The organism is Streptomyces sp. NPDC020898 (assembly GCF_044333925.1).
In the GTDB taxonomy this organism is placed as follows: Bacteria; Actinomycetota; Actinomycetes; order Streptomycetales; family Streptomycetaceae; genus Streptomyces.
The window spans coordinates 1-25,700 of sequence record NZ_JBIRRV010000036.1 but is presented as its reverse complement, the minus strand read 5'-3'; the positions used below and the strand labels follow the sequence as shown (position 1 = coordinate 25,700).

The window sequence follows — 25,700 nt, the reverse complement described above, 5'->3', positions numbered from 1 at the left end:
CCGAGCGACCAACGAGGATCGAGCTACCCGTGAAGACCACCGACATCCGCATCGCCGGCCTCGGCACCTACATCCCCGACATCGTCGACGCACAAAAAGCCGTCGCACTCGGCCTCTACGACGCCGACGACTACGAGTGGTACGGCTGGACCGGCGCCGCCGTCGCCGACGACATGCCCGCACCCGACATGGCCGTCGCCGCCGCACGCCAGGCCATGGAACGTTCCCAGGCGCACCCGCACGACATCGACCTGCACATCCACGCCTGCGGCCACGAGCAGGGACCCGAGGGCTGGTCGCCGCAGCACTACATCCTGCGCCACATCACCGACCGCGACGTGCCCTCCTTCCGCGTCTGGCAGGCATGCAGCGGTCTGATCGGCTCGCTGGAACTGGCCGCCTGCTACCTCCAGGCCGTCCCCGAGCGCACCACCGCCCTGCTCACCGGCGCCGACAACGTCGGCACCCCGAACTTCAACCGGTGGGCCTTCGGCATCCAAAACGGTGTGCTCGGCGACGCCGGCAGCGCCGTCCTGCTGTCCAAGACCGACGGCTTCGCCAGCCTGCTGTCCATCAACACCGGCTCCACCGCCGAGGTCGAAGCGCAGTACCGGGGCGCCGAGCCGCTCTTCCCGCCGTCCCTGACGGTGGGCCGCAGCATGGACTTCAAGGAACGCCTGGCTGCCACCGGCGGACTGGAGGAAACCGTCGCCGAAGTCGTGCGCCGCCAGGGCGAACTGCGCACCGAGATAGCCCTGCGCACCCTGGCCGAAGCCGGACTCGAACCGGCCGACGTCACGCGCGTCGCCCACGTGTTCACCGGCCAGGAAAGCTACCTGAAGGTCATCCTCGACCCCATGGGCCTCTCGCCCGACCAGGGGCTGCTCGACTTCGGCCGCAACCTCGGCCATCTGACCGTCAACGACCAGATCGTCGGCCTCGACCACCTCGTCGCCACCAGCCAGGTCGGGCCCGGCGACCACGTCCTCATCGTCGCCCACGGCGGCGGAGTCTCCATCACCTGCGCCGTCGTACGCATCGACCACCGACCCCACTGGGCCCAATAGCCCGCACCCCGGGAGCCGGTCCCCTATGGACCGGCTCCCGGCCCTTCCTTTTTCCGCCTCACCATCCAGGGACATCCGGCCATGCTGAACCTCGCCTCATCACCCTTACTCGACGCCGAACAACTCATCTCCACCTTCGGCCTGCTGGGCATCATGGCCACCGTCTTCGCGGAGTCGGGCCTGATCGTCTGCTTCTTCCTGCCCGGCGACTCCCTGCTCTTCACCGCAGGCCTGCTGGTGGCCAACGACCAGATCCTGCACCAGCCGCTGTGGCTGCTCATGCTCGCCATCGCCGTCGCCGCAGTCCTGGGCGACCAGTTCGGCTACGCCTTCGGCCGCAAGGTGGGCCCGGCACTGTTCAGGCGGCCCAACTCCCGCTTCTTCAAGCAGGAAAACGCCGAACGCGCGCAGAGTTTCATGCTCAAGCACGGTCCCAAGGCCCTGGTGATGGCCCGCTTCATCCCCGTGTTCCGCACCTTCATCCCCATCACGGCCGGCGTGGGCCGTATGAACTACCGGACGTTCTTCCTGTTCAACGTCATCGGTGCCGTCCTGTGGTCCGTCAGCCTCACCCTGGTCGGGTACTACCTCGGCCAGATCGCCTTCGTCCGCGACAACATCGAAGGCATGGTCATCGGCATCGTCCTGGTGTCCGGCATCCCGATCATCATCGAGGGCATCAAGATGCGCCGCCGCAGCCGCCAGGCCCCGGCTGCCACAGCGCCTGTCCCCACGACGCCCGCCGTACCGGAAACGGAGCTGCCCCGTTCATGATCTCCGCCAAAGAGTTCTGCGACATCCTCGCCGACCGCGGCTTCACCACCGCCAGCGGTGTGCCTTGTTCTCACTTCGGCGGGCCCATCGCCCACCTCAGCACCCAGCCGGGCCGCTACGTACCCGCCCCCAACGAGGGCAACGCCCTGGCCGTCGCCGCCGGAGCCGCCCTGGGCGGGCAACGCGCCTACGTCATGCTGCAAAACTCAGGCCTGGGCAACCTCATCAACCCGCTCACCTCGCTGGTGATGACCTATCAGCTGCCCATCCTCACCTTCGCCAGCCTCCGCGGCTGGCCCGACCCGGCCACCGACGAGCCGCAGCACGCCGTGATGGGACCGGCCACCCACCGCCTCCTCGACAGCGTGGGCAGCCCGCACTACACGCTGCACGCCCAGGACACCGCCGAACGGTTCACCGACATACTCGACACCGCCGACAAGGACCTGGCCGACCGGCGGGCCCCGTTCGTTCTGGTCGAGCGCGGCGCCATCGGCAAGGCGGCGGCGCAGGAAGCCGCCGTGCCCACAGGGCTGGCCAGCAGCACCGCCATCCGCGTGGTGACCGACGCCTGCCCCGACGCCTCCGTCATCGCCACCACCGGCTACACCGGCCGTGACGTCTTCGCCGTCGCCGATAGGCCCGGCAACTTCTATATGCAGGGCTCCATGGGACATGCTTCCTCGCTCGGCCTGGGCGTCGCCCTGTCCCACCCGGAGCAGACCGTCGTCGTCCTGGACGGCGACGGCGCCGCGCTGATGCACCTCGGCGCCCTGTCGATGATCGGGCACGAGGCACCTGCCAACTTCATCCACGTGGTGCTCGACAACCAGATCCACGAGTCCACCGGCGGCCAGTCCACCACCTCCGCCAGCACCTCATTCCCCGCAACGGCACTCGCGGCCGGCTACCGAAGCGCGGTGGACTGCGCCAGCGAAGAGAGCCTGCGCGAGGCGATGTCGGCGGCCAAGGCGGCCTCGGGACCGCACCTGATCAGTGTGCGTACCCTGCCGCGCACCGGGGCCATCCCGCCGCGTGCCACCAACGCACTCACTCCGGAGGACATCCGCGACCGCTTCCAGCAGAACCTGCAAGGAAGCTGACCCGTACGAAAAAACAGCCTGCCTCCGCCGATCGGCGGAGGCAGGCTGCCTCAGAACGCCCACGGGCCGTCAGCCGTCGGCAGCGGCCACAGAGGCGGAGGGCTGCAGGCAGGCGGCTACCGTCTCGGGATCCAGGGCCGCCAGACTGGCGAACATGCGCAGCGGTTCCGCCAGTGCCGAACAGCACATCACGTACTGGTTGCTGCGGCCCTGGGGGACGGCCTCCACCAGCTCCTGTTCACGCAGCGGTGCAAGGTGGTGGCTGACCAGGGTCTGGCTCAGTCCGGTGGCTTCCTGCAACTCCTTCACGGTGCGCGGGCGTTGCGCGATCAACAGGATCAGCGTCAGGCGTGTCTCATCGGCCAGCGCACGCAGTTTCGGAGCAAGTAGCTGCGCCCGCTCACTTTCACTGAGCCACTGGCCGGGATCGCTTACCGCGACCCTCAGCTTTGTCGGCCGGGCCATCACCACCGCCTTGTCACCTTCATGCCCGTCGCCCGGGTCGGTTCTCGCCACGTGGGTGGCGAACGGGGCGGGGCGCACTGCGTGTTCGATCCTACGCATGACGGCCATGCCCGACTACGAGCCGGTCCGGGCGCCGGTGTCAGACGGTGTGGGCAGCTCGGCGCCGAGTGCGCCGTCCTTTTCCACCGTCTGTCCGCGGGGCAGGATGAACGCGGAGGCAACCGCGCCGACGACCGCAACCGCCACAGCGACCATCAGGGTGCCGGTGAAGCCGTGCACGAAGGACTGCTGAGCGGCGGACAGCACCCGCTCACCGGCTGCCCCGCCCAGCTGCTGGGCGACCGCGGAGGCGCCCGCCAGCGACTCGCGTACGGCTTCCCCTGCCTCGCCCGGTACCTGCGCGGCCTGGGGAAGGTCATTGCGATACAGGGTGGCGATGACACTGCCGCTGACCGCGATGCCCAGGGCCCCGCCGACCTGCATACCCACATCCGCGACCGCGGAGCCCGCGCCGGCCTGGCGGGCGTTGGACACGGCCAGGATGGCGTCCACGGCTGCGGGAAGGGCGATGCCCATGCCCAGGCCGAACACGGCAAGACCCCACAGTGCCTGCGCCTCGTCGTCGACCTGCAGCCCGGCGAGCACGCCGAGTCCGGCCGCGCACAGCGCCAGGCCGATGACCACGGTGGCCTTGAGGCCGGTGCGTTCGACGAGCTTGGGGGACAGGGGAGCGCCGACCATCATGGTGCCGATCGCCAGCATCCGCAGACCGGCGCCCAGGGGGTCCAGTTCGAGGACCGACTGCAGGTACTGGGTGAGCAGGTACAGGCCGCTGTAGAGGCCGAAGGAGGTGCAGGCGATGGCCAGCGTGCCGCCGCCGTAGCGGGCGTTGAGGAACAGGCCGACTTCCAGCATGGGGTGTTCGGTGTGCCGCTCCCACAGGATGAAGCCGACCATGAGCGCGACACCGGCGAACAGGGAGCCGAGGGTCACGACGTCGCCCCACCCGTTGTGGGGGGCTTCCACCAGGCCGTAGACGATGGCGACCAGGCCGGCCACCGACAGCAGCGCACCGACGAGATCCAGCCCGGGGTGGCCCTCGGCCTTGGACTCGGGAATGAGCTTGAATCCGCCGATGAGGGCGATCGCCGCCAACGGCACGTTGATGAGGAACATCGACCCCCACCAGAAGTGCTCCAGCAGCAGGCCACTGACGACAGGGCCGAGCGGCACACCGACCGCAGCCGCGCCCGACCAGATGCCGATCGCCTTGCCCTGCTCCTCAGGCGGGAAGACGTCCTTGATGATGGCCAGGGTCGCGGGCATCATCAGCGCCGCCGAAATACCCATCGTGGCACGGAAGGTGATGAGCAGTTCGGGGCTGGAGGCGAACGCGGCACCGAGACTGGTCACCGCGAAGGCAGCCAGCCCGATGGCCAGCAGCCGCTTGCGGCCGAAGCGGTCCGACAGCCCTCCCGCCATCAGCAGCAGCCCGCCGAAGGCCAGCGCGTAGGAGTCGACCGTCCACTGCAGCTGGCTGCTCGTGGCATCCAGGTCCTTCTGGATGCTAGGCAGCGCCAGATTGAGGATGAGGGTGTCAAGCCCGATGAGGACCAGACTCAGGCACAGAATGGCCAGGATCTGCCATCGGCGGGGGTGTCCGGCAGGGGGGTTCACGAGAATCTCCTCAACGACGCACAAAAGATGGAGTGTGGCGGCAGGCGGCCGCGCGGACCGCACGCACCCAAGTGCCGCTCAACAACGCTGGCCGAAGGCCCGTTGCCCGCCGGGGACGGAAAATCCGGTCCCCGGCCGCCCACACACTAACCAGCAGATGCTGTTATCAACAGTCAACGCTGTTGATAACGGCCGACATTGGATGCTCGATCCGGCCATCTCCTCAAGATCTTCACGTCTGGCCTGCGGATTTCCTCCTCGGCTGTGACCTGCCGAGACCCGCAATGACCTGTGCTCGCCTCGCATGTCGAGGCGGCGCGCCGCAGGCTGCGGACGCAGCCGGTTGCGGGCGTCGTGGCTCACGGAGAACGTTTGACCTGCGGAAACCAGTTCGATGACAACGATCTGAGGGCAGGATGAACGTAGTTGGCGAAAAACGCCCGTAGGTCCAACAGTGGCTCTCGAATACTTCGACCGATATCGATAAATTGAGCGAGAAGCAGCACGGGGGCCTGCTGAGTAGGGTCCCGTCTTGGTGCCAGGGGGGGCTGGAAGACGTGTATGGATCCAACAGGCAGACGGTTGGCTCATCGACGCGCCCAGTCTTGCCGTAGGTGTCACCGCATGCCCTATCCGACCCTCAGACCGCGTGTGGCGCGCGGTTCCTGACACTGCATCACACCCACCAGAACGCAGCGGCCGAGCGGTCGGCGCACTGTCTGCTGCGGCATTACGGGGCTGGAACCGTCCTTGGCGGCGACGGTGTTCCACGCCTGACCTGTAATCCTTGAAGGGAACACGATGTCAGTCTCTGCTCAGCCTCGCCTTGCCCTGGTGGGCGACCGCGGCAACCACGACGAGCCGTCCCATCCCAAGATCGATGCCATGCGTGAGCAGTGGGACGTGGCGACGGAATGGGTCCCGACCGTCGACATCCACGACGTCTCCCGGCTGGACGGGTTCGACGGTATATGGGTGGTCCCCGGCGCGCCCTACTTCAACCAGAAGGGCGTACACATAGCCGTCCGCCACGCCCGGGAGAACGCCCTGCCGTTCCTGGGCACCTGCGGCGGCTTCTTCAGCGCCCTCATCGAGCACGCCCAGAACGTCCTGCACCTTCCCGAAGCGGAGGGCGTGGATGAGGACCCGGAAAAGCTCATGCCGCTGGTCACCCCCCTGACGTGCTCCTTCCGCGGAGAGAAGGCCCCACTGAGGGTCAAAGAGGACTCGCTGCTCGCCTCGATCTACGGCACCACCCAGGTCGATGAGATCTTCCACTGCGACTACGGACTGACCGACGACTTCATGGGCGCCGCCAGCCAGGGCGCCCTGCAGATCAGCGCCTGGGACAGCGACGGCGCGCCGCGGGCGCTGGAGATCACCGGACATCCGTTCTTCATGGGCAGTCTCTTCCAGCCCGAGCTGTCCTCCGCCCCGGGTGCGGAGCACCTGATCCTGAAGACGTTCCTGACGGCGGTGCGGACCTCGGCGAGCAGCCTGTCAGCGCACCACGCCGGCTGACGCGGTCCCGCTCACACGCTGCACCCGCGACAACGGCCGTGCGCCCGGGGCGCACGGCCGAGGGCACCGCCATGCCCGCCTCGTCCCCACACCAGGCGGAAGGACCGCTCACGCGCATGAAGCACGACCAGCACGGGATCTCCCGAAGAGGATTCGTCCGGGGCAGTGTCGTCGGCAGTGCCGGCCTCGGCGCCCCGGTCCTGCTGCCGCTGGTGGCAGCCAACGCCGCCCAATCCGGCAGCCCCGACGCCGTCGGCAGCGTGCCGGCAGCGGACTTCACCGACCAGTCGGCGGCCCTGACCCCGGACCGGACGGTGGCGACGGCCTGCCAGTTCTGCAACTCCAACTGCCGCCTCAACGTCGACCTCAAGGCCGACCGGATCCTCGCCGTCCGCGGCGAGGACGGCGACCCCGTCCAGGACGGCCAGCTGTGCGTCAAGGCCGAGATGATGCCGCAACTGGTCTACAACAAAGACCGCCTCACCACGCCGCTGCGCCGCGTCGGCGGCAAGAAGGGCTCCGCGAACTCCCGGTTCGAGGCGATCAGCTGGGACGAGGCCTACCGGACCATCGCCCGAAAACTGCTGCACCTGCGCGACACCGGCCAGGTGCACACCATCGCCAACCGCACCACCGGCCGCATGCCCCGCGGCACCGGATCCCTGGTGGCCCGCCTGTTCGCCATGCTGGGCAGCCCCAACAACACCGACGTCGGCCCGGTCTGCAACGACGCCGGCGCCAACGCCCTGACGGCCACCTTCGGCCTGGGCAACTTCACCAACGGCTACGGCACCGACGGCGCCACCGGCAAGGACGACCTCGGCTCCGCCAAGCACTACCTGTTCCTGGGCACCAACCAGGCCGAGACCCACCCGGTGACCTTCGACTACCTGCTGCGCGGACGCAAGAAGACCAAGGCCACACTCACCGTCGTCGACCCCCGCCTGACCCCGACCGGAGCCGCCGCTGACCGGTGGGTGGCGCCCAAGCCCCACACCGACTTCGCGCTGCTGCTGGGCATGCTGCACCACATCGTCGAACAGGGCCTGTACGACCAGGCGTTCATCGACCGCTGGGTGACCGGCTTCGACGAATTACGTGCCCACCTGGCCAAACACCAGTACACGCCCGCCTGGGCCGCGAACGTCACCGGTGTCCCGGCCGCCACCATCACAGCCATGGCTGAGGAGTACGCGGGCGCCACCCCCGCCGCGATCTTCTGCAACGCCGGTATCTCGCACCAACTCGGCGCGTTCGACACCTACCGGGTGGCCACGTTCCTCGCCGCGGTCACCGGCAACATCGGCCGGCCCGGCGGCGGCTGCAACTTCATGCACAACACCTGGCCCGGCGACCTGCACCTGCCGCCGCTCGAGGCAGACGTACCAGAGCGCCGCGAAGCCCTGCCGGTCGGCCCGGACTACTTCGCCCAGTCCATCCTCACCGGCCAGCCCTACCGGCTGCGCGCCGTCATCACCCAGGGCAACCCGCTGGTGTCCTCCGCCAACACCACGAAGGTCCGCAAAGCCTTCGAGCAGCTCGACTTCTACGTCTACACCGGCCTGTTCATGGAAGAGCCGGCCGCCTACGCCGACATCATCCTGCCCGTCTGCAGCGGACTGGAGATGGAAGGCGTCTACATGCGCCGCGACGACCGCGCCATCCGCTGGCAGGACCAAGTCGTCGACCGCGTCGGCCAGTCACGCCCGGACTGGGAGATCTGGATCGGCCTCGCCCACGCACTCGCCGACCTCGACACCCGCCGCCCCGCGAAGGAATGGCGCGAGGCTTTCCCCGAGCGGTGGATGGACTACAAGAACCTGTGGGACGACTTCGTCACGTACACCCCCGGTGCGGGCGGCATGACCCGCGAGCGCATGAGCCAGCGCACCGAGCCGCTGCGCTGGCCCTGCCCCACACCTGAACACCCCGGGGTCAGCACCCTCTACCTCGACCACCCCAGCTGGTACGAGGCCGCGGAATCCCTGGACACAGCGCACCGCGGCAAACGCTTCCTCACACCCAGCGGCAAGGTCGAAATCACCACCGCCGCACTGGAGAAGAGCCTGTCGGCGACCGGACACACCGCGCTGCCGATCTTCTACACCCACCCCGAGGTCACCGGCGCCCACCCGACCGTGGCCTACAGCAAGAAGCTCGTCACCAACCCCATCAACCCGCAGGCGCTCACCCACCCGGTGCGCCTGGGCGTGGCTGGGAACGGTGACGTCCACCGCCGCTTCCCGCTGATGGGCATGACCGGCCGGCCCAGCGTGGTGCACTTCGCCGAGATCACCCACTGGACGCCCACCGGCAAGCAGCTCAACGGCATCCGCTTCATCCAGATCCACCCGGCAACCGCGCAGAGCGCGGGCATTGCCGACGGCGACGACGTCCGGGTGGAGAGCCCGCGGGGCGCGGTAACAGGGACCGCACTGCTGTGGGACGGCATCCGGCCCGACACCGTGTTCGTGCCCAACACCTTCGGTCCCGCGCAGAAGGTCGGCGACCTCTTCGACGACCCGCGCTACGAGCCGGCCAACACGCTGCCCGACGACCAGTACTACGACAACCTCTCCGGCCAGCAGGCCTACAAGTGCTTCGCCTGCCGCGTCGTCAAAGCCTGACCCGCCTCAAGGCCCCCCAACCGCTCGACACCACGGAGGACCGTATGAACGCAACACCCGACCCGCGCCTGAAGGCTGAAGAGGTCACCGTGCTGCCGCTGGCGGCCTTCGACGAGCGCGTCAGCGTCCTGGGCTCCAAGAGCTACACCAACCGCTACCTGGCCATCGCCTCCCTGTCGGGCCAAGAAACCGTCATCAAGGGTGCGCTGCTGTCCGACGACACTCTCTACTTCGCCCGCGCCATCGAGACGTTCGGCCACGTCACCTGCGCCATCGACCACGACGCAGCCAGCATCCACGTCACCCCCACCGGGCAGCCCATGCGCGCCCCGAAGAAGGACATCTTCGTCGGCGGCGCCGGTACCCCGCTGCGTTTCCTGATCTCCATGGCCGGCCACGCGGCGGGCACCACGGTCATCACCGGCAACACCCGCATGCAGGAACGCCCCATGGGTGACCTGCTCGCGGCGCTGCCGCGGCTGGGCGTGGACGCCACCGCGGTGCGCGGCAACGGCAGCCCGCCCATCCGTGTCGTGGGCGGCTCCTTCAAGGGCGGCGCCACCACCATCAACGGCACCGTCTCCAGCCAGTTCACCTCCAGTCTGATCATCAACGCGCTGCGCGCTGAGAACGACACCGAGATCACCATCGCCGACGAGCTGGTCTCCAAGCCGTACGTGGAAATGACGCTGGCCGCCCTGAAGGAAATGGGCGTGAGCGTCGAACGCGACGGCTACCACCGCTTCACCGTCCCGGCCGGCCAGCAGCCCCGCGGCGGCGACGTCACCGTCGAACCCGACGCCTCCGGCATGTCCTACTTCCTGGCCGCCGCCGCCATCCTGGGCAGCCGCGTCGTCATCCCCGGCATCGGCTCCGGCTCCCACCAGGGCGACGTACACCTCGTCGAAGCCCTGGAACGGATGGGCTGTCACACCCAGATCACCGACGACGAGATCACCCTGACCGGTGGCCACCTGCGCGGCATCGACATCGACATGGAAGCCATGCCCGACGTCGTCCCCTCCCTGGCCATCGTCGCCGCCTACGCCGAAGGCACCACCCGCATCACCAACATCGCCTCGCTGCGCGTCAAGGAGTGCGACCGCATCGCCGCCGTCACCACCGAACTGCGCAAGATGGGCATCGACGTCGAGGAGTTCCCCGACGCCATGTACATCACCGGCGGCACCCCGCACGGCGCGACCATCGACACCTACGACGACCACCGCATCGCCATGACCTTCGCCATCGGCGGCCTGCGCACCGAGGGCGTCGTCATCAAGGACCCGGGCTGCGTCGCGAAGTCCTTCCCCACCTTCTGGCAGACCCTCGACACCCTCCACCCCACCCTGGTGAGCACCAAGTGACCTCGCCGGACACCGCGCCCGGCGCACCGGGCATCCTGCTGGTGCTGGACGGCTGGGGCCACGCCCCGCCCGGCGCAGACAACGCCGTCGACGCTGCCCGCACGCCCGTCCTGGACAACCTGACCAGCCGGCACCCCTCCACGCTGGCCGACGCGTCCGGCGAGGCCGTCGGCCTGCTGCCGGGCACTGTCGGCAACTCCGAGATCGGCCACATGGTCATCGGAGCGGGACGTCCTCTGCCCTACGACAGTCTCCTGGTCCAGCAGCACATCGACTCCGGTGAGTTGCGGGACAACGCCCGCCTCGTCGCGCTCCTGGACACTCTCGCGACCGGTGGAGGCGCCCTGCACCTGGTCGGCCTGTGCTCCGACGGCCAGATCCACGCGAACGTCGGGCATCTGAGCGAGCTGCTCGCCGCAGCCGCCGCCCGCCGAGTGCCCCGTGTGTGGATCCACGCGATCACCGACGGCCGGGACGTGGCCGACGGCACCGCCGAAACCTACCTGGCGCAGGTCACCGCACTGGCCGCAGCAGCCGGCACCGGACAGATCGCCAGCGTCATCGGCCGCGGCTACGCCATGGACAAGGCCGGCAGCCTCGAACTGACCGACCAGGCCGTCCGCTTGGTGGCCGACGCGGCGGGCACGGAGGTGAACGACGCGGCCGAGGCCGTGGCCGCCTCCGGCCGCGGAGACGAGTGGGTGGCCCCGAGCATCCTGCGGGACGCACCGGCAGCACGCATCGCCGACGGTGACGGCCTGCTGTGGTTCAACTTCCGCAGTGACCGCATCCAGCAGTTCGCCGACGGCCTTTCGGAGCATCTGGCCGCCACCCACCGTACGGTGCAGGTTCTCAGCCTGGCGCAGTACGACACCCGCACCGCCATCCCCGCCCTGGTCCAGCGCGCGGACGCCTCCGGTGGTCTGGCGGACGAACTCACCGCGCAAGGTGTGCGCAGCGTGCGCATCGCCGAGGCCGAGAAGTTCGAGCACGTCACCTACTACATCAACGGACGCGACAGCACGGTGCGCAGCGTTGAAGAACACGTCCGCATCACCGGTCCCGGCGCCCCCGACTACAGGGCCTGCCCGGAGATGAACCTCGACCAGGTCACGGACGCCGTCCTCGAAGCCGCGGCACGCACCGACGTCGACCTCATCATCGCCAACCTCGCCAACATCGACGTCGTCGGCCACACCGGCGACTACACGGCCACGGTCAAAGCGTGCGAGTACACCGACGCCGCCGTGGCACGGATCGTGACCGCCGCCGCCCGCTCAGGCCGGTGGCTGCTGCTCGTGGGAGACCACGGCAACGCCGAGAAGATGACCAAGCCGGCGCCCGACGGCACCACCCGCCCCTACGGAGGGCACACCACCCATCCCGTGCCCCTCGTCGTGGTGCCGGTACATGAGGATGCCGCAACCGCCCTGCCCGAACGGGCCACGCTCGCCGACGTCGCCCCCACGGTCCTGCACCTGCTGGGGCACAAGCCCGGATCCGCCATGACAGGAAGGACACTTCTGTGAGTCCCCTCGCCCCGACCGCCGACGGCGCCCGCACCGATGACGCGGTCCCCGCACTGCTCGCGTCGCTGCAGGCAACCCTGCAGGGCCCCACCGAGCAGGAAGGCTGTCCGCTGCCAGCCTCCATCATGTCTGCTTTCGCAGACGACTCGACCGTGCGGCCCATCCCCGCGGGCGGCGTATGGGCCCTCCTTCGGGAGTCGTCCGACCGTTCCCGTCAGGTGCTGTGCCTGCACAACCCTTCCCACGACCCCATCTCGGCCAGCCTGGACTCTCTGCTGCCTGAATCCGCAGGCCAGCAGCCCCACTTCCTCCGGGGCGCCCTGCACACCACGCAGGAGAACGACGGACTGCACGTCCACCTGGCCGCGTTCGGCCACGCCTGGATCACCTTCACCCGCTAGGGAGGAGCACCCCGGCCGTCACGGACGCCGCACGGCCTTGAGCCGACGGTCCCCACAGCCATACGACGGCGCCCAGCGCCGTCCCTTCTGTACCGCTCCAGATCCGTCTGCAGCCTGCGCAGGCAGCCGCCCTCCCGGGGGTTGTGCTGCCCGCGTACTCCCTTCAGGGCACCGCCATTCCCTAAGGATCTGACATGTACATACGCGCGCTCGTCCTGGTGCCGGCCTTGGCCGCTGCCAGCGTTTCGCTGTTCTTACCCCCGCTCCTGCCCCGCCTGGCCGACCGTCTCCTCTCCTCCTTCATGAGCGAGCTGAACACCAGCAACGGCGCGGACGGCAACGGTGTGCACCTGTCGCCGCAGAGCTTCTTCGACTGGGCCTCCTGCCAGCCGTCACCTCAGTGACCGCCCCAGGACGGACCCCGGAATGAAGCACACCCTGCCCTCACCCACGCCGCGGTATTGCACGAAGACAGAAAGGCCCCACCGGTGTTCAGAACGAAGCGTCGCCTCGCCTACCTCGCCTCAACAGCCCTGCTGTTCACGTCCCTTGCCACGGCCTGCGCCGACGGCGGAGCCGGATCCTCAGGTGCGCTGCAGGTCAGCGGTTCGACCACGGTAGCCCCCGTGGCTGCGGACGCGGCCCAGGCCCTCAAGGCCGACGGACTCGACATCACCGTCGCCACCCAGGGCGGCTCCGCCGGCGGGATCTCCCAGCTCGCGGCAGGCCAGATAACCATCGCGATGAGCTCAAAGCCCCTCGCGGACGGGGACAAAGCCGCCAGCCCCAACACCGAGTTCCGCCCCACCCAGATCGGTGCAGACGCCGTCGGCATCATCATCACCAAGAAAGTCGCCGACGCCGGCGTCAAGAACCTCACCGCAGCCCAGGTACGGGACCTGTTCGAAGGGAAGATCACCAACTGGTCCGAAGTCGGCGGCCCCGACCTCGAAGTCTTCGTCTACGACAAGGAACCCGGGCGCGGAACCCGTGAAGTACTCGACAAGTACATCTACGGAGACAAGAAACCCCCGCTGCCGCCGGAGTCGGACAACTTCGCCATCGTGGGCGGCAACCTAGAAACCCGCAACAAGCTGGAATCGACCCCCGGTTCCGTGGCCCCGCTGTCCACCAGCTTCATCGAAGGACGCGACGGTCTGGCAGCAGTGACGCTGGACGGCATCGCCCCGACGTCCGACAACATCGCCTCCGGCAAATACCCCATGTCCCGGCCGCTCTTCCTCATCACCGACGGCCAGCCGACGGGAACGTCCAAGAAGTTCATCGACTACGTCCTGTCCGCCAAGGGCCAGGAACTGATGACCAAGCACGGCTACCAGACGCTCAAGGAAATCGGGAAGTAGCCGATGACCACCACACTGGCGCGAGATCCGGTGACACCCGACGCAGAGATACGGCCACGCCCGTCGAAGTGGGTCTGGAGCTGGGTGTACGGCGGAGTGTTCTCCGTGGCAGCCCTGCTCCTGGTCCTCGCCGGGTATCTCGCCGTGGGCGTCAGCAGCGGCGCAGTCGACTGGCTGGCACTGCTGACCGAAGCCTCCTGGAGCCCGGTCAATTCCGCTTACGGCGGCCTGGCCATGATCTACGGGACGGCCGTCGTCTGCGTCCTCGCCCTGGTCCTGGCCGTACCGGTCAGCTGGGCAGCTGCCCTGGCGCTGTCGGAGTATCTCCCTGCGCGCGTGGCCCGGCCGCTGCGTATGTGCGTGGAGCTGCTCGCCGCCGTACCGTCCATCGTCTACGGACTCATCGGCATCATCGTTGTCCGCCCCTTCATCTCCGAGATCGCAGACGTACCGGGCGGGGACAGCCTTCTTGCCGCCGGGATCGTCCTCGCTGTCATGATCACTCCCACGATCGTGGCGGTGAGCGTCGATTCGCTCTCCGCGGTGCCCGACCGCTACCGGGAGGCTGCCTTCTCGCTCGGTCTGACCCGTCGCGAAGTCATCCGCTCTGCGGTGCTTCCGCTTGCACGGCCCGGCATGAGGTCAGCCGTTCTGCTCGGCCTGGCCCGAGCGCTCGGGGAGGCCATCGCCGTGTTCCTGGTCGTGGGCAGAGCCGACGGACGGCTGCCCACCAGTTTCGGCGGGTTCCTCGACTCGCTGGTGCACCCCGGCCAGACACTGACGACGAAACTGGCCGGCCCCGAGCCCGTCCTGGCCGGCACCTCCGGTCCCTACTTCGCCGCTCTGTGCGGACTCGGCATCACCCTCCTGGCACTCGTGGCCGCGGCAACGATCTGGGGCACACGGGGACAGACACGCGGCACAGCCGTCAAACGAACTCCCCGGTACCGCGCCACGCCCCGGATGCGTGTGCACCGCGACCGGTTCGCCATGACCCTGCGCGTAGGAGCCCTGCTGCTGCCCAGCGCTCTCCTCGTCGGCATGCTCAGCCTCCTGGTGACGCGGGGAAGCACCGCGTTCCACCCGTCCTTCTGGCTCACCTCGGCAACGGGCGCGGCGGGCGGAGGCGTACGCGACCAGATAGTCGGCACCGTGCTGCTCATCGTCACAACGGGTCTCATCGCGCTGCCGCTCGGCTTCGGCGCAGGCATCCTGATCGGCGTCCACGCATCGGATCGCATCGCGCGGCTGCTCCAGACCCTGACGGTCGTACTCGGCGGAGCACCGACCATCCTGCTGGGACTTGCCGGATTCGTCATCCTGTCCAGCACCATGGGATGGGGCAGATCCTGGCTGGCCGGAGCCATCGTGCTCGTTCCGGTCGTCATCCCCGTGATCGCTCTGGCCACCTCCGCCCGCGTCAGGAGCATGCCGCCGGAATTGACCGAAAGCGCGCTGTCCCTGGGGCTGACGCGCGCACAGCTCATCCGGTCGGTCGTCGTTCCCTACGCCTGGCCCGCCACGCTCACCGGCCTGCTCCTGGGCCTGGCCCGCGCAGCGGGCGAAACCGCCCCGCTGCTGTTCACCGCCACGGTCTTCTTCGGAGCTCCCGCCCTGCCGAGCGGCATCGTGGATTCTCCGGTGCAGGCACTGCCCACCCACATCTTCACTCTCTCCCAGGACTCGGGTGACCCCCAGGCCGTCACCCAGGCATGGGGAAGCGCCATGGTTCTTGTCCTGATCACCGCAGTACTCCTCAGCGCGGCGGTCTGGCTGCGCAACCGCTTCGAAGGAGAGCGATGGACAACGTAATCACCGTGCGCCAGCTACGCGTGCTCAGCAGCGAAAGGGCCTTGGTCGGCCCGGTCTCCTTCAGCCTTGAGCACGGATCTACCACCGGGCTGTGCGGGCCGTCAGGCGCCGGCAAGTCCACCGTCCTGCGCGCCCTGGTCGATCTGCTCCCGAGTGGGCTCACCCGGGACGGCCACCTGCAGGTGCTGGGCCGGCCCATCGAGCCCGGCAGGGGAGACGCCGACCTCAGGGCCAAGATCGTGCTCGTACCGCAGACGCCGGTCGTCTTCGGAGGCAGCATCCTCGACAACGCGCTCTTCGGCCTCCGGCACGTCCTGCGAGCCTCGCAGGACGTCCTGCGCGAACGGGCGGAACAGGCCCTGCATGAGGCCGGACTGTGGAAGGAGGTCTCCGACAGACTTGATTCACCGGCCCAGACCCTGTCCGCAGGACAGCGACAACGGCTGTGCCTGGCCCGTGCACTGGCCCTGGAACCGGCGTGCCTGCTCCTGGACGAGCCCACCAGCGCTCTCGACGAGCAGAGCCGGGACAAGGTCGAGCAGTCGATTGCGGCGCTGCGCGGTCGCCGGACAGTCCTTCTCGTCTCCCACGATCCTGCGCAGGTCGAGCGCCTCTGCGACACGACTGTCCACCTGGACCAACCGGCGGCCGTGTCCCCGGCCGCCGCGGTCGCCTGATCACCGGTTCGACAGCACACCAGCGTGGGGTGGTCGCACCGCGCTGGCCGCGGGCCCTGAGCAGGCGACGCTCAGGGCCCGCGGCCCCCGTCCGGCCCGGTACCGCTGCCAGTCATCACGGCGGTAGGGGGCAGGAGCTTTGTGTTCCCGGCATCGGACTGGTCATCGGCGCATCGGCCTGGCCACTCTGCTGAAGAATCTGCATCAACGCCGAACGGACCCCCGCTCCCATGCGGTAGTAGACGACGCGCCCTTCACGCCTGTTCTCCACCAACCCCATGCTCCGCAGCCGCTTGAGATGGTGGCTCACGGTGGACTGCGCCACACCGGCATCGCAGATGTCGTGCGCCGCGACTTCGGCTCCCCGCAGTGCCGCCAGATGGACCAGCAGTTGCAGGCGCACCGGATCGCCGAGCGTCTTGAAGACACTGGCCCACCACACCGTATCCGCCGCGCTCAGCTGGAAGCACTCGTCCTCGTCGGCTGGATCTGCGGCCTCATGGGGCATCTCTTCTCCTCACCCCAGCGTCGTCCAGCTGGGTATCCCAGGGAGCGACACGTCACGGTCAGGGGCGGCTCAGCCCTCTGCTCACCGGCGTGCGCTGCCCACTTCAGCGGCCGGTTCCGCTCACGCCGCTGCTGACAACAGCCCGGCCATGCCGGCGAGCACTCCAGGTGCCACCCGGTAGTACACCCAGCTGGCCCGCCGGTCGGAGACCAGAAGCCCCGCCTCGCGGAGTTTGCGCAGGTGATGGCTCACCGTGGGCTGCGAGACTCCCACGTCCTGGATGTCACACACGCACGCCTCACCGCCTGGCTGGGCGGCGATCCGGGAAAACAGCCGCAGGCGGACCGGGTCGGACAGGGCCTTGAACATGGCGGCGATCTTCTCCGCATCGGCCGCGGAGAGCTCTTCCTGGCCCAGAGGCTGGCAGCAGGCCAGTGACGTGGCGGCGTCCTGGACAACGGAGACCGAGACTAACTTCGACATGCTTCTATGTTGACACTCATCTAATCACTTGCCAAGAGTGAAAGCGGGGAGGGGGCGCCCGGGTGGCGCTTTATTTCGATGAACTTCTATGTTGACGCCTGTCGAATCCAGATGCATGCTGAGACCACAGCACATCGATAGACATCGAAACCGAGGAGAGTCCCCGTGACTGCGCCCGCCGCCAGCGATCTGCCTGTCGTCGTCATCGGAGCCGGCCCCATCGGCCTGGCCGCCGCCGCACACCTGATCGAGCGGCGACTGACACCCCTGGTCCTCGAATCGGGCCCGGCCGCCGCCGGCGCAGTGCGCGACTGGTCCCACGTCCGGCTGTTCTCCACCTGGGCCGAAGTCACCGACCCCGCAGCCGAAAAACTCCTCGCCCCCACCGGCTGGACCCGCCCCGACGCCGCGGCCTACCCCACCGGCGCAGACTGGGCCGAGCTCTACCTGCAGCCGCTCGCCGACGCCCTCGGCGACCGTGTCCGCTACGGCGTCACCGTCACCGGCGTCTCCCGCGCCGGACGCGACCGCATCGTCGACGCCGACCGCGAAAGCCAGCCCTTCGTCGTCCACCTCACCGCCGCCGACGGCCGCGAGGAACGCCTCTTCGCCCGCGCGGTCATCGACGCCTCGGGCACCTGGAGCACCCCGAGCCCGGCGGGCGCCAGCGGTCTGCCCGCACTGGGGGAGAAGGCCGCAGCCGACCACGTCACCTACCGCGTCCCCGACCTCAAGGACCCCGCCGTCCGCGCCCGTTACGCCGGCAAGCGCACCGCGGTCATCGGCTCGGGAGCCTCCGCCTTCACCGCGCTGGCGTCCCTGGCCGACCTCACCAGGGACGAACCGGGCACGCACGCGGTGTGGATCCTGCGCCGGGGCATCAGCGGCTCCACCTTCGGCGGCGGCGAAGCCGACCAGCTCCCCGCCCGCGGCGCCCTCGGCCTGGCCGCGAAGGCCGCCGTCGACAACGGTCACGCGGACGCCGTCACGGGCTTCCGCACCGAGGCAGTCGAGCGGGACGGCGACGACCGCCTGGTCCTGATCGGCGAGGACGGACGACGCCTCGACGCGGTCGACGAGATTATCGTCCTGACCGGCCTGCGCCCCGACCTGTCCTTCCTCTCCGAACTCCGCCTCGGCCTCGACGAGCGCCTCCAGGCCCCGACCGCCCTGGCCCCGCTCATCGACCCCAACGTCCACTCCTGCGGCACCGTCTACCCGCACGGCGTGAACGAGCTCTCCCACCCGGAGCAGGGCGTCTACCTCGTCGGCATGAAGTCCTACGGACGCGCCCCGACCTTCCTCGCCATGACCGGCTACGAGCAGGTCCGCTCCATTACCGCAGCCCTCGCCGGAGACCAAGAGGCCGCCGAACGAGTGGAGCTGACCCTGCCCGAGAGTGGTGTGTGCGGCGGCGCCGGGCTCTTCGACGACGCGACCACCGCGGAAAGCGGCGGCGGATGCTGCACACCCGCGCCCGCCCTCGTCCAGATCGGATCCGCCGGCGCCGCCACCCTCCAGATCGGCGGGCCCGAGACGTCCGGCGGCTGCTGAACAGCCCGAACCACCGTGCCCGGCCAAACCTGGCCGGGTACGCACCCTTCCTGCGGCAGGAGGAACCACCGTGTCACGCATCCAGCTCGCCCTGCGCGTCCCCGACCTTGAGGCCTCGATCGCCTTCTACAGCAAGCTCTTCAACACCGAGCCCGCCAAACTCCGCGACGGCTACGCCAACTTCGCGATCACCGAACCCCCGCTCAAGCTCGTCCTCATCGAAGGCACCGCAGGCGAGGACACCCGCATGGACCACCTCGGCGTCGAAGTCGAGACCACCGAAGCCGTCCACGCCGCCACCACCCGCCTCGGCGAGGCCGGCCTGGCTACCGACGTGGAGAACGACACCACCTGTTGCTACGCCCTCCAGGACAAGGTCTGGGTCCACGGCCCCGGCCAGGAACCCTGGGAGGTCTACGTCGTCAAGGCCGACGCAGACACCCTCGCCAAGCAGCAAGGCAGCAGCTGCTGCGCCACGGACGCCACCGACACCAAGGCAGGCGAACCCGTCGCCGCAGCCGGCGGCTGCTGCTGATCCGGCGATGACCCACCTCCACACCCACGAGGCCGCGAGCGGCACAGAGAACCGCTCGCGGCCCCGCGCCGCTCTGCCCGCCCTCTGCGCCACCCAGATCACCAGCTGGGGAATCGTCTACTACGCCTTCCCCGTCTTGCTCCCGCACCTGACCGCGGACACCGGATGGTCAACGGGCGCCACGACCGCAGCATTCTCCGCCGCCCTGCTGATCTCGGCACTCGCCGGCATTCCCGTCGGCCGCATCCTCGACCGCCGAGGCCCCCGCGCCGTCATGACCGCCGGCTCACTGCTCGCGGTCGCCTCCCTGCTGGCCATCGCTGCAGCTCCGAACTTCTACGTGTTCGCCGCCGCCTGGCTCCTGGCCGGGGTCGCCATGGCCGCCACGTTCTACCAGCCCGCTTTCGCGGCTCTCACTCGATGGTGGGGGCCGGACCGCGTCCGCGCCCTGACGATCGTGACCCTCGCCGGCGGGCTCGCCAGCACCGTCTTCGCCCCCTTCACCGCGCTGCTCGCGGACCACCTCAGCTGGCGCACCACCTACGTCGTCCTCGCGATCATCCTCGCAGCCGTCACCATTCCCGCGCACGCCCTGGCCCTGCGTGCCCCCTGGCCGCCCGCGCCACCGGCCGCAGCGACCCCCAACCGCACCCCGATAGCCCGCAGCCGCCCCTTTCTGCTGCTCGTACTGGCTTTCACCTGCTCCGGCTTCGCCATGTACGCCGTCGTCTTCGGCATGGTCCCCCTGATGATCGAGCGCGGGGCCTCACCCTCAACGGCCGCCTGGGCACTGGGACTCGGCGGAGCCGGACAGACCCTGGGCCGCACCCTCTACGCCACCCTCACCCGCACCACCAGCGTCACCACCCGCACCGCCCTCCTGTTCACAGCAGGCGGAGCCACCACCACGGCCCTCGCCCTCGTCCCCGGCCCCATCCCGCTGCTGATCCTGCTCGCCGTGCTGGCCGGAGTCGTACGCGGCAACCTCACCCTGCTCCAGGCCACCGCCGTCAGCGACCGCTGGGGGACCACCAACTACGGCCGCCTGTCCGGACTCCTCATCGCCCCGGCCACTGTCGCGGCAGCCCTCGCACCCTGGGCCGGCGCAGCCCTGGCGGGACGGTTGGGCGGGTACGACGTCCTGTTCCTCGCACTCGCGGTCGGTTCCGCTCTGGCTGCAGTACTGGCACTCGCATCGGGGCGGTCTACATCCAGCGCATAAGCGCGACCGGACGGATGTCTGGAGTAATTGTCCATACCTGCGGGTGCGTTGTCCGGCCCTGCAGCGTCAGTGGGTAGGAGTCTGGTGACGTGAGGCCGGGTTGCGGGCCAGGAATTGAAGGCCCGTGGATGTGTTGCCGTTCATGGTGGTCACGGTGGTTCGTCGGGTGTCGATGGTCTCGAATCCGGCGAGCAGGGAGGTGAACCAGTCGCTCGGGTGGTGGCCGCACACTGTGCCGTCGCCGGTCTCGAACACCCCGTAGGTGCCGTAGGACTCGGCGAACCTCGCGCAGCGGTCGCGGTTGCGCCGGTCGTCTCGTAGCAGCAGGTCGCTGAGGTAGAGCAGCGCGCCGGGCTTGAGCACGCGGTGCAGCTCACCGATCAGCAGCAGTTGTGCGTCGTCACTTGGGATGCAGGTCACCACCGCGAAGAGCACGACCACGTCGATGCTCGCGTCCGGGCAGGCGAGTGCCGGCAGCGTGTCCAGCACCACGAAGCGCATCGCGGGGTGCAGGCTGCGGGCCCGGGCGATCATCCCCGGTGACGTGTCGAAGCCGCAGAGGTTGTCGAAGCCTTGCTGGTCGAGCGCGTCCAGGGTTCGGCCGTAGCCGCAGCCGTAGTCGAGGATCGCGGCGCCTCGTTTGACGTTGTCCAGCCACGGTGTGTGCAGCGGGTGCGTGAATCGCTTCGTCGTCGCGGCGGCGTCCAAGTAAGCGGTCTGGCTCTCGAGGTCGGACACGGGGATGCCTTCCGTGGGCGTCTCGGGGGAGGTGGTCACGCAGCCTGAACAACCTCAACCGACCCACGGGTATTGACAATTACTCAAGCCAGGGCCCACCGGGCATCAAAGACCTGGCGGTAGCAGCGCTGCGGCAACTCGACTGGCTCGTAGAACCCGTAGACACCGACGAACTTGTCGCGGCGGAGCGGGTCGTGGAGATTCAGGACATCTTGCGCAGCGGTAGGAGCCTGAGACATCCGGCGGAACACTGGGCAGAGTCAGTGCGTTCGAGTCGAAAATGATCACGCACCTCTCCTCGGCAAGGGTGTTGCCGAGGCATCCCAGAACATGGCATCTCACTTCCTGGGATTTCAGGTGCGCCTGCGTCCTGTCCTCGTCCGGGAGAGGAGGAGAGAGCAGTGGCTCGTCTCACGGGCGTGCCGTACTGACCGGTCACTCCAGAGCAGCCGTCCGTCTGTCCCTTGTATTCCTGATGTTTCCCGGGTCGCTGCATCAGATGGTTTGACGGTCTTGCCGGTGCAGCCGCGTTGGTCCGGGTCTGTCGATGGCTTCCTGGTCTCCAAGGCCAGGGACGGAACGCCCTCGCGTGGAGGTCGTGATGGAGTCCGTGGTGAGCGAGCGCCTGGGCGGTCTGCCTGTCGCTGCCGGGTTTCTGCGTCGGCTGGACGTCGTGGGGATCGTCGACGGGCTGCGGCCACCGGATTCGGGGGCGGACCTGACGCTCGGCCGGGTGATCGAGGTACTGGTGGCGAACCGGCTGACCGTTCCCGCGCTGCTGTTCCGCGTCGGGGATTGGGCGTACTCGTGTGAGGCCGTCCGGGGTCCGGGCGGAGGCCGATGCGTGTCCCGGCTGGTGCATTGACGGGTCTCATCGGTGTCCTGCTCGCGGCTTCGGAGATCAGCGTCGGGGTCGCGTCCGGCCGGTGGCGGCAAAACGTCTCCTCAGGGACGCCACCGGAACTCGAAGATGTCCATGGCGATACGCCGACGTGTCAATCGGCTGTGAGGGCCGGGTGACCGGCCCTCACACCCGATTGCTGCTCCGTCACAAGAGCAGCTCAGGCTCACCTTCCAAGAAGCACCCTCCGCGGTTGCCTACGGTGAGGACCCCGGGGACGGCCGTCAGTCACTGCCGGTCGGCGAAATGCACGACGACACAGATGGCCTGCGCTGACCTGAGGGGCTGCCTTGCCAAGTCGGCCTGGGTGGCTTTCTCCCACTCGATCAGCAGCCGCCCGTACTCCGCCGCGCCGGGGTGGGTTGGGCTCCTTCATGAGTCGGCGGATGGCCGTGTTGATCCGCGCAGCAGCAGGGCGCAGCCGACCGTAAGGCATGGAGGGGGAAGGCGCGGACAAATCGTACGGGCCCGCACCGACGACGGTCGCCGAGTTCCGCCCCGATGACGTAGCTCGGCCGGCTCCTCGGCTGCCGACGAGGTCGATCAGCCCCGTATCGTCCTGGCGTCGCGGCCCCATCAGGGCGGCATGAGGACGCGCCCCTCGGTTCTGACGCACCGTCGGATTCCGGGCACTCCCGGGCACCTGGCGGTGCACGAGATCGGGGAATCCACGGGGTGACCTGGGGCTACTCCGGGCACGCCAAGTGCCGTGATATCCCGAGGGATTGCTGTGAAAACGCAGGTCAGACGTGCTCGCTTACTGCCACCCAAACCCTTCCTCTGGCAGGGGTTGGGGAAGAACGTTCCGCAGGTCAAAGGCTTGCAGTATGCGCAGTCGGGCACATGGGCGCACCGGGTGCCCGCCGAAGTGGAGGTGCAACTGGAGTACTAGGTGCTACGTGGTGACCGGGTCGGTGACGGCGGCGGCATTGGTGAAGCACTGGTTGGCGTTCTTCTCGCCGGACAGGGCGGTGCCTCAGGAGGTGATGCCGCCGCAGTTGTTGAGCGCGCCGAGCACGGTACGGCCGCCGGTCGGCCATGGTCTTCAGCAGGTCGCTGCCGGTAGCGGGGTCGGTGAGGCGGAAGGGGGTGTTGGCGGTGATCCGGCGGTTGAGGGCGTCGCAGACGAGGCAGATCGGCCGGCGTCTGGTTGCTGCGGAGGCGCGGATCGCTGCGGGGCCGGGTCGGAGCTGGTGGTCGAGTGCTCCTCCAGTCGTGTCAGGGTGCCGATGTCCGGCTGGACGTCGCCGTTGAGGACGCGGGTGATGGTGGCAACAGGACAGCGGTGCCGTCGCCTGGCAGCAGCACGACCAGAACGGCCCGCCGTACGCGGGGGAGCCCTGCTGCTCTCCAAGGTCGTCAGTCGAAGGGGCCTTGGCATGCCGAGTGTGCCGCTGAGGCGAAGAGCCGAGCTGGGCTGGCAGACCGTCGGGCGGATTGCCTCGGGACAGGGACGGTGGCGCATCGCACTTAGATTTCGAGTGAGGAATATTTCGTGGTGCTATTCTGAGGTCTGGTGCGAGGCTTCGAGGAGGTGTGAAGGATGGCCGATGTGCAGGCGAACCCTGGGATGCTCATGCTGTTGCGTGAGTCCCGCGGGATGACACAGGCGGAGGTCTCCACCGCCATGACGAAGGTCTCGGGGCCGGAACCGACGGTGGTCTCACAGGGATACGTGAGTCGTGCCGAGTCGGGCCGCCTGACGGTCACGGACGACCGCCTGGAGTGGTACGCGGCCGCTCTGGGCTACCCGTCCGGCCTGCTGTGCCTTGACCCGCAAGTGGGTGGGGTCGGCGTGGGGCTGGTCCACCACCGCAAGAAGGCCGCGCTCGCAGTCTCCGCACTGCGGCGGGTGCATGCGCAACTGGCTCTGACGCGTGTGCAGGTCCAGGAGATCGCCGCCGCTGCCGAGAAACCGCTCGAAGAGCACCGGTTCTTCCGCGTCAAGCTCTCCGCCCGCACGACCGCGAAGGACGCGGCCCGGCAGGTGCGCAAAGCCTGGGCGCTTCCGGCCGGCCCGATCCCCGACATGATCTCGGTCGTGGAGGCGGCCGGAGCGGTGGTGGCCGTCCGCGACCTCGGCGGCGACCTGCTGGATGCGGTCAGCCAGTGGGACGGCGTCGGTGCCCCGCTGCTCCTCGTCAACGACCTGGCGCCGGGGGATCGTTGCCGGTTCAGCGTTGCCCACGAACTGGGGCACCTCGTCATGCATGCGGAACCCGGCACCGGTTCCCAGCAGGAGAAGCAGGCCGACGCCTTCGCGGCGGAGCTGCTGATGCCCGCCGCAGACATCCGGGGTGCCTTCGCGGGCCGGGTGGACCTGCCGAAGCTGATGGAGTTGAAGCGGATCTGGCGGGTGTCGATGAGCGCACTACTGCGCCGGGCGCTCGATCTGGGCGCGCTGACCGAATGGCAGCACCGCACGGTCACCATCGAGATGTCCGCGCTCGGCTATCGCATGGCCGAGCCCGTAGAGATTCCCCGTGAACAGCCCCGGGCCGTGCCCGCGCTCGTACGCACCCTGCTCGACGAGCACGGTCTCACCCTCGAATCGGCAGCGGCCTGCGCACATCTGCTGCCCGAGGACTTTCAGCACCTGTACGTCGAAGGATCCCGCACCACGCCTCTGCCACCGCACTGAAGGAGCTGTCCATGACCGAGCCTTCCGCCGTCCCGCGTCCGCAGCTCCCTTCAGCTGCGCCTCTCCCGCCCTTCGGACTGGCGGCCCTGCGCGGCCGGATGCTGATCCAGACCCGCCCCGAACGGGTCGGCCAGGTCCAGGAGCACCTCGCTTCCGCCTCCAGCGGGCTGATTCTGAGCGGGGGCAATGCCACGGCGAAGGCGCTGCAGCTGCGGGACGAGGGATACAACGGGGTACTGCTCGCCGACCCGGCCCTCTACGAGAAGACCGCCGCGACCGCAGACGCTCCCTTCCCGCAGACGGAGCCGGACGGCTTCTTCCTCAACGACCCCCTCGAGCGGTCCCTGGAGCAGCAGCGTGCCGCAGGCGTCACGGCACCACTCACGCCGACCGGCTACATCCAGGCCGAGGACTCGGATGCGCTCAGGGCCGCGGTCACCCGCATGACCGAACTCGACGATCCAGGCGTGACCTTCGTGGTGCCGATCGACGTGACCTGGCTGAGGAACGAGGAGTCCCTGCACCAGTTGATCGCCTATTTGCAGCTGGTCAATGGGCCGAAGGCGATCATCCTGGGCGGGCAGATGGACCCGCTGGCCCGGTACGCGAAGTCGGTACACCACCTCCGGCAGCTGATCTCACAGGTACCGGACACCGCACTGCTGCGTACCGATCTCGCCGCCTTCGGAGCCCTGGCAGCCGGCGCAGCCTTCACCGCATTTGGTGCCACCAGC

At 68.7% G+C, this 25,700-nt stretch carries 22 protein-coding genes and 1 pseudogene; 18 read left to right on the top strand and 5 right to left on the bottom strand.

Going from position 1 to position 25,700, the window contains the following annotated elements; translation table 11 throughout:
• Window positions 1-29: 29 nt before the first annotated feature.
• The 3 genes from ACH4TV_RS47185 (at window position 30) to aepY (ending at window position 2,944) form a co-directional block, all read left to right on the top strand.
• Window positions 30-1,067 carry a ketoacyl-ACP synthase III family protein gene (locus tag ACH4TV_RS47185; RefSeq protein ID WP_398407660.1) on the top strand — a complete coding sequence of 346 codons (1,038 nt, stop codon included), beginning with the start codon at window positions 30-32 and terminating at the stop codon, window positions 1,065-1,067.
• A gap of 81 nt (window positions 1,068-1,148) precedes the next feature.
• Window positions 1,149-1,841 (top strand): DedA family protein, encoded by a 693-nt coding sequence (locus ACH4TV_RS47180; protein ID WP_398407659.1) that lies wholly within the window; start codon window positions 1,149-1,151, stop codon window positions 1,839-1,841.
• A complete protein-coding gene (gene aepY, locus ACH4TV_RS47175) occupies window positions 1,838-2,944 on the top strand; it encodes a phosphonopyruvate decarboxylase (RefSeq protein ID WP_398407658.1) in 1,107 nt (368 codons plus the stop codon). Before ACH4TV_RS47180 ends, aepY begins: the two co-directional genes overlap by 4 nt.
• Before the next feature lie 69 nt (window positions 2,945-3,013).
• Here the strand turns inward: aepY and ACH4TV_RS47170 are convergent, their stop codons facing one another.
• Both ACH4TV_RS47170 and ACH4TV_RS47165 read right to left on the bottom strand, forming a co-directional pair.
• Window positions 3,014-3,460, bottom strand: coding sequence for an ArsR/SmtB family transcription factor (locus ACH4TV_RS47170; RefSeq protein WP_398407657.1), 447 nt, complete (start codon window positions 3,458-3,460; stop codon window positions 3,014-3,016).
• 63 nt (window positions 3,461-3,523) lie between these two features.
• A complete protein-coding gene (locus tag ACH4TV_RS47165) occupies window positions 3,524-5,086 on the bottom strand; it encodes an MFS transporter (protein ID WP_398407656.1) in 1,563 nt (520 codons plus the stop codon).
• An 801-nt stretch (window positions 5,087-5,887) separates the two neighbouring features.
• Here ACH4TV_RS47165 and ACH4TV_RS47160 point away from each other — a divergent pair.
• The 9 genes from ACH4TV_RS47160 to ACH4TV_RS47120 all read left to right on the top strand — a co-directional run bounded on the left by ACH4TV_RS47160 (window position 5,888) and on the right by ACH4TV_RS47120 (window position 16,384).
• Window positions 5,888-6,607, top strand: a complete 720-nt coding sequence (locus ACH4TV_RS47160; RefSeq protein ID WP_398407655.1) for a hypothetical protein — start codon at window positions 5,888-5,890, stop codon at window positions 6,605-6,607.
• Window positions 6,608-6,723: 116 nt separating this feature from the next.
• Window positions 6,724-9,234: a molybdopterin-dependent oxidoreductase gene (locus ACH4TV_RS47155; RefSeq protein WP_398407654.1), complete on the top strand. Its 2,511-nt coding sequence runs from the start codon at window positions 6,724-6,726 to the stop codon at window positions 9,232-9,234.
• Between the two features lie 44 nt (window positions 9,235-9,278).
• Window positions 9,279-10,601 carry a 3-phosphoshikimate 1-carboxyvinyltransferase gene (gene aroA, locus ACH4TV_RS47150; protein WP_398407653.1) on the top strand — a complete coding sequence of 441 codons (1,323 nt, stop codon included), beginning with the start codon at window positions 9,279-9,281 and terminating at the stop codon, window positions 10,599-10,601.
• A complete protein-coding gene (gene gpmI, locus ACH4TV_RS47145) occupies window positions 10,598-12,130 on the top strand; it encodes a 2,3-bisphosphoglycerate-independent phosphoglycerate mutase (RefSeq protein WP_398407652.1) in 1,533 nt (510 codons plus the stop codon). Before aroA ends, gpmI begins: the two co-directional genes overlap by 4 nt.
• On the top strand, window positions 12,127-12,531 hold the full coding sequence (locus ACH4TV_RS47140; protein WP_398407651.1) for a hypothetical protein: 405 nt from the start codon (window positions 12,127-12,129) through the stop codon (window positions 12,529-12,531). The genes gpmI and ACH4TV_RS47140 overlap by 4 nt, the downstream gene beginning before the upstream one ends.
• Window positions 12,532-12,725: 194 nt before the next feature.
• Window positions 12,726-12,935 (top strand): hypothetical protein, encoded by a 210-nt coding sequence (locus ACH4TV_RS47135; protein ID WP_398407650.1) that lies wholly within the window; start codon window positions 12,726-12,728, stop codon window positions 12,933-12,935.
• Window positions 12,936-13,019: 84 nt separating this feature from the next.
• On the top strand, window positions 13,020-13,895 hold the full coding sequence (locus ACH4TV_RS47130; RefSeq protein WP_398407649.1) for a phosphate ABC transporter substrate-binding protein: 876 nt from the start codon (window positions 13,020-13,022) through the stop codon (window positions 13,893-13,895).
• 3 nt (window positions 13,896-13,898) lie between these two features.
• A complete protein-coding gene (gene pstC / locus ACH4TV_RS47125) occupies window positions 13,899-15,707 on the top strand; it encodes a phosphate ABC transporter permease subunit PstC (RefSeq protein ID WP_398407648.1) in 1,809 nt (602 codons plus the stop codon).
• Complete coding sequence (locus ACH4TV_RS47120; RefSeq protein WP_398407647.1) at window positions 15,695-16,384, top strand: phosphate ABC transporter ATP-binding protein; 690 nt, start codon at window positions 15,695-15,697, stop codon at window positions 16,382-16,384. Before pstC ends, ACH4TV_RS47120 begins: the two co-directional genes overlap by 13 nt.
• A gap of 115 nt (window positions 16,385-16,499) precedes the next feature.
• Here the strand turns inward: ACH4TV_RS47120 and ACH4TV_RS47115 are convergent, their stop codons facing one another.
• Window positions 16,500-16,892 carry an ArsR/SmtB family transcription factor gene (locus ACH4TV_RS47115; RefSeq protein ID WP_398407646.1) on the bottom strand — a complete coding sequence of 131 codons (393 nt, stop codon included), beginning with the start codon at window positions 16,890-16,892 and terminating at the stop codon, window positions 16,500-16,502.
• A gap of 120 nt (window positions 16,893-17,012) precedes the next feature.
• Window positions 17,013-17,375: an ArsR/SmtB family transcription factor gene (locus tag ACH4TV_RS47110; protein ID WP_398407645.1), complete on the bottom strand. Its 363-nt coding sequence runs from the start codon at window positions 17,373-17,375 to the stop codon at window positions 17,013-17,015.
• A 165-nt stretch (window positions 17,376-17,540) separates the two neighbouring features.
• Between ACH4TV_RS47110 and ACH4TV_RS47105 the strand changes: the two genes are divergently transcribed.
• From ACH4TV_RS47105 to ACH4TV_RS47095, 3 genes are all read left to right on the top strand, one after another.
• Entirely contained in the window at window positions 17,541-18,929 is a 1,389-nt protein-coding gene (locus tag ACH4TV_RS47105; protein WP_398407644.1) for an NAD(P)-binding domain-containing protein, read from the top strand.
• Between the two features lie 70 nt (window positions 18,930-18,999).
• Entirely contained in the window at window positions 19,000-19,464 is a 465-nt protein-coding gene (locus ACH4TV_RS47100) for an ArsI/CadI family heavy metal resistance metalloenzyme (RefSeq protein WP_398407643.1), read from the top strand.
• Between the two features lie 7 nt (window positions 19,465-19,471).
• Window positions 19,472-20,686 carry an MFS transporter gene (locus tag ACH4TV_RS47095; protein WP_398407642.1) on the top strand — a complete coding sequence of 405 codons (1,215 nt, stop codon included), beginning with the start codon at window positions 19,472-19,474 and terminating at the stop codon, window positions 20,684-20,686.
• 66 nt (window positions 20,687-20,752) lie between these two features.
• On the opposite strand, the gene ACH4TV_RS47090 is transcribed toward ACH4TV_RS47095, so the two are convergent.
• Window positions 20,753-21,463: a class I SAM-dependent methyltransferase gene (locus tag ACH4TV_RS47090; RefSeq protein WP_398407641.1), complete on the bottom strand. Its 711-nt coding sequence runs from the start codon at window positions 21,461-21,463 to the stop codon at window positions 20,753-20,755.
• Window positions 21,464-22,037: 574 nt separating this feature from the next.
• Between ACH4TV_RS47090 and ACH4TV_RS47085 the strand changes: the two genes are divergently transcribed.
• The 3 genes and pseudogenes from ACH4TV_RS47085 to ACH4TV_RS47075 all read left to right on the top strand — a co-directional run.
• Window positions 22,038-22,289: a hypothetical protein gene (locus ACH4TV_RS47085; protein ID WP_398407640.1), complete on the top strand. Its 252-nt coding sequence runs from the start codon at window positions 22,038-22,040 to the stop codon at window positions 22,287-22,289.
• Between the two features lie 1,579 nt (window positions 22,290-23,868).
• Window positions 23,869-24,966 carry an ImmA/IrrE family metallo-endopeptidase gene (locus ACH4TV_RS47080; RefSeq protein ID WP_398407639.1) on the top strand — a complete coding sequence of 366 codons (1,098 nt, stop codon included), beginning with the start codon at window positions 23,869-23,871 and terminating at the stop codon, window positions 24,964-24,966.
• An 11-nt stretch (window positions 24,967-24,977) separates the two neighbouring features.
• Window positions 24,978-25,700: pseudogene (locus ACH4TV_RS47075) on the top strand (hypothetical protein); the annotation flags it as partial.

Excerpts from the sequence above, each read along its gene's own strand:
- ACH4TV_RS47180 (WP_398407659.1), top strand. The coding sequence starts at position 1,149 with ATGCTGAACCTCGCCTCATCACCCTTACTCGACGCCGAACAACTCATC.
- aepY (WP_398407658.1), top strand. The coding sequence starts at position 1,838 with ATGATCTCCGCCAAAGAGTTCTGCGACATCCTCGCCGACCGCGGCTTC.
- ACH4TV_RS47160 (WP_398407655.1), top strand. The coding sequence starts at position 5,888 with ATGTCAGTCTCTGCTCAGCCTCGCCTTGCCCTGGTGGGCGACCGCGGC.
- ACH4TV_RS47155 (WP_398407654.1), top strand. The coding sequence starts at position 6,724 with ATGAAGCACGACCAGCACGGGATCTCCCGAAGAGGATTCGTCCGGGGC.
- aroA (WP_398407653.1), top strand. The coding sequence starts at position 9,279 with ATGAACGCAACACCCGACCCGCGCCTGAAGGCTGAAGAGGTCACCGTG.
- ACH4TV_RS47135 (WP_398407650.1), top strand. The coding sequence starts at position 12,726 with ATGTACATACGCGCGCTCGTCCTGGTGCCGGCCTTGGCCGCTGCCAGC.
- pstC (WP_398407648.1), top strand. The coding sequence starts at position 13,899 with ATGACCACCACACTGGCGCGAGATCCGGTGACACCCGACGCAGAGATA.
- ACH4TV_RS47120 (WP_398407647.1), top strand. The coding sequence starts at position 15,695 with ATGGACAACGTAATCACCGTGCGCCAGCTACGCGTGCTCAGCAGCGAA.
- ACH4TV_RS47115 (WP_398407646.1), bottom strand. The coding sequence starts at position 16,892 with ATGCCCCATGAGGCCGCAGATCCAGCCGACGAGGACGAGTGCTTCCAG.
- ACH4TV_RS47110 (WP_398407645.1), bottom strand. The coding sequence starts at position 17,375 with ATGTCGAAGTTAGTCTCGGTCTCCGTTGTCCAGGACGCCGCCACGTCA.
- ACH4TV_RS47095 (WP_398407642.1), top strand. The coding sequence starts at position 19,472 with ATGACCCACCTCCACACCCACGAGGCCGCGAGCGGCACAGAGAACCGC.
- ACH4TV_RS47080 (WP_398407639.1), top strand. The coding sequence starts at position 23,869 with ATGGCCGATGTGCAGGCGAACCCTGGGATGCTCATGCTGTTGCGTGAG.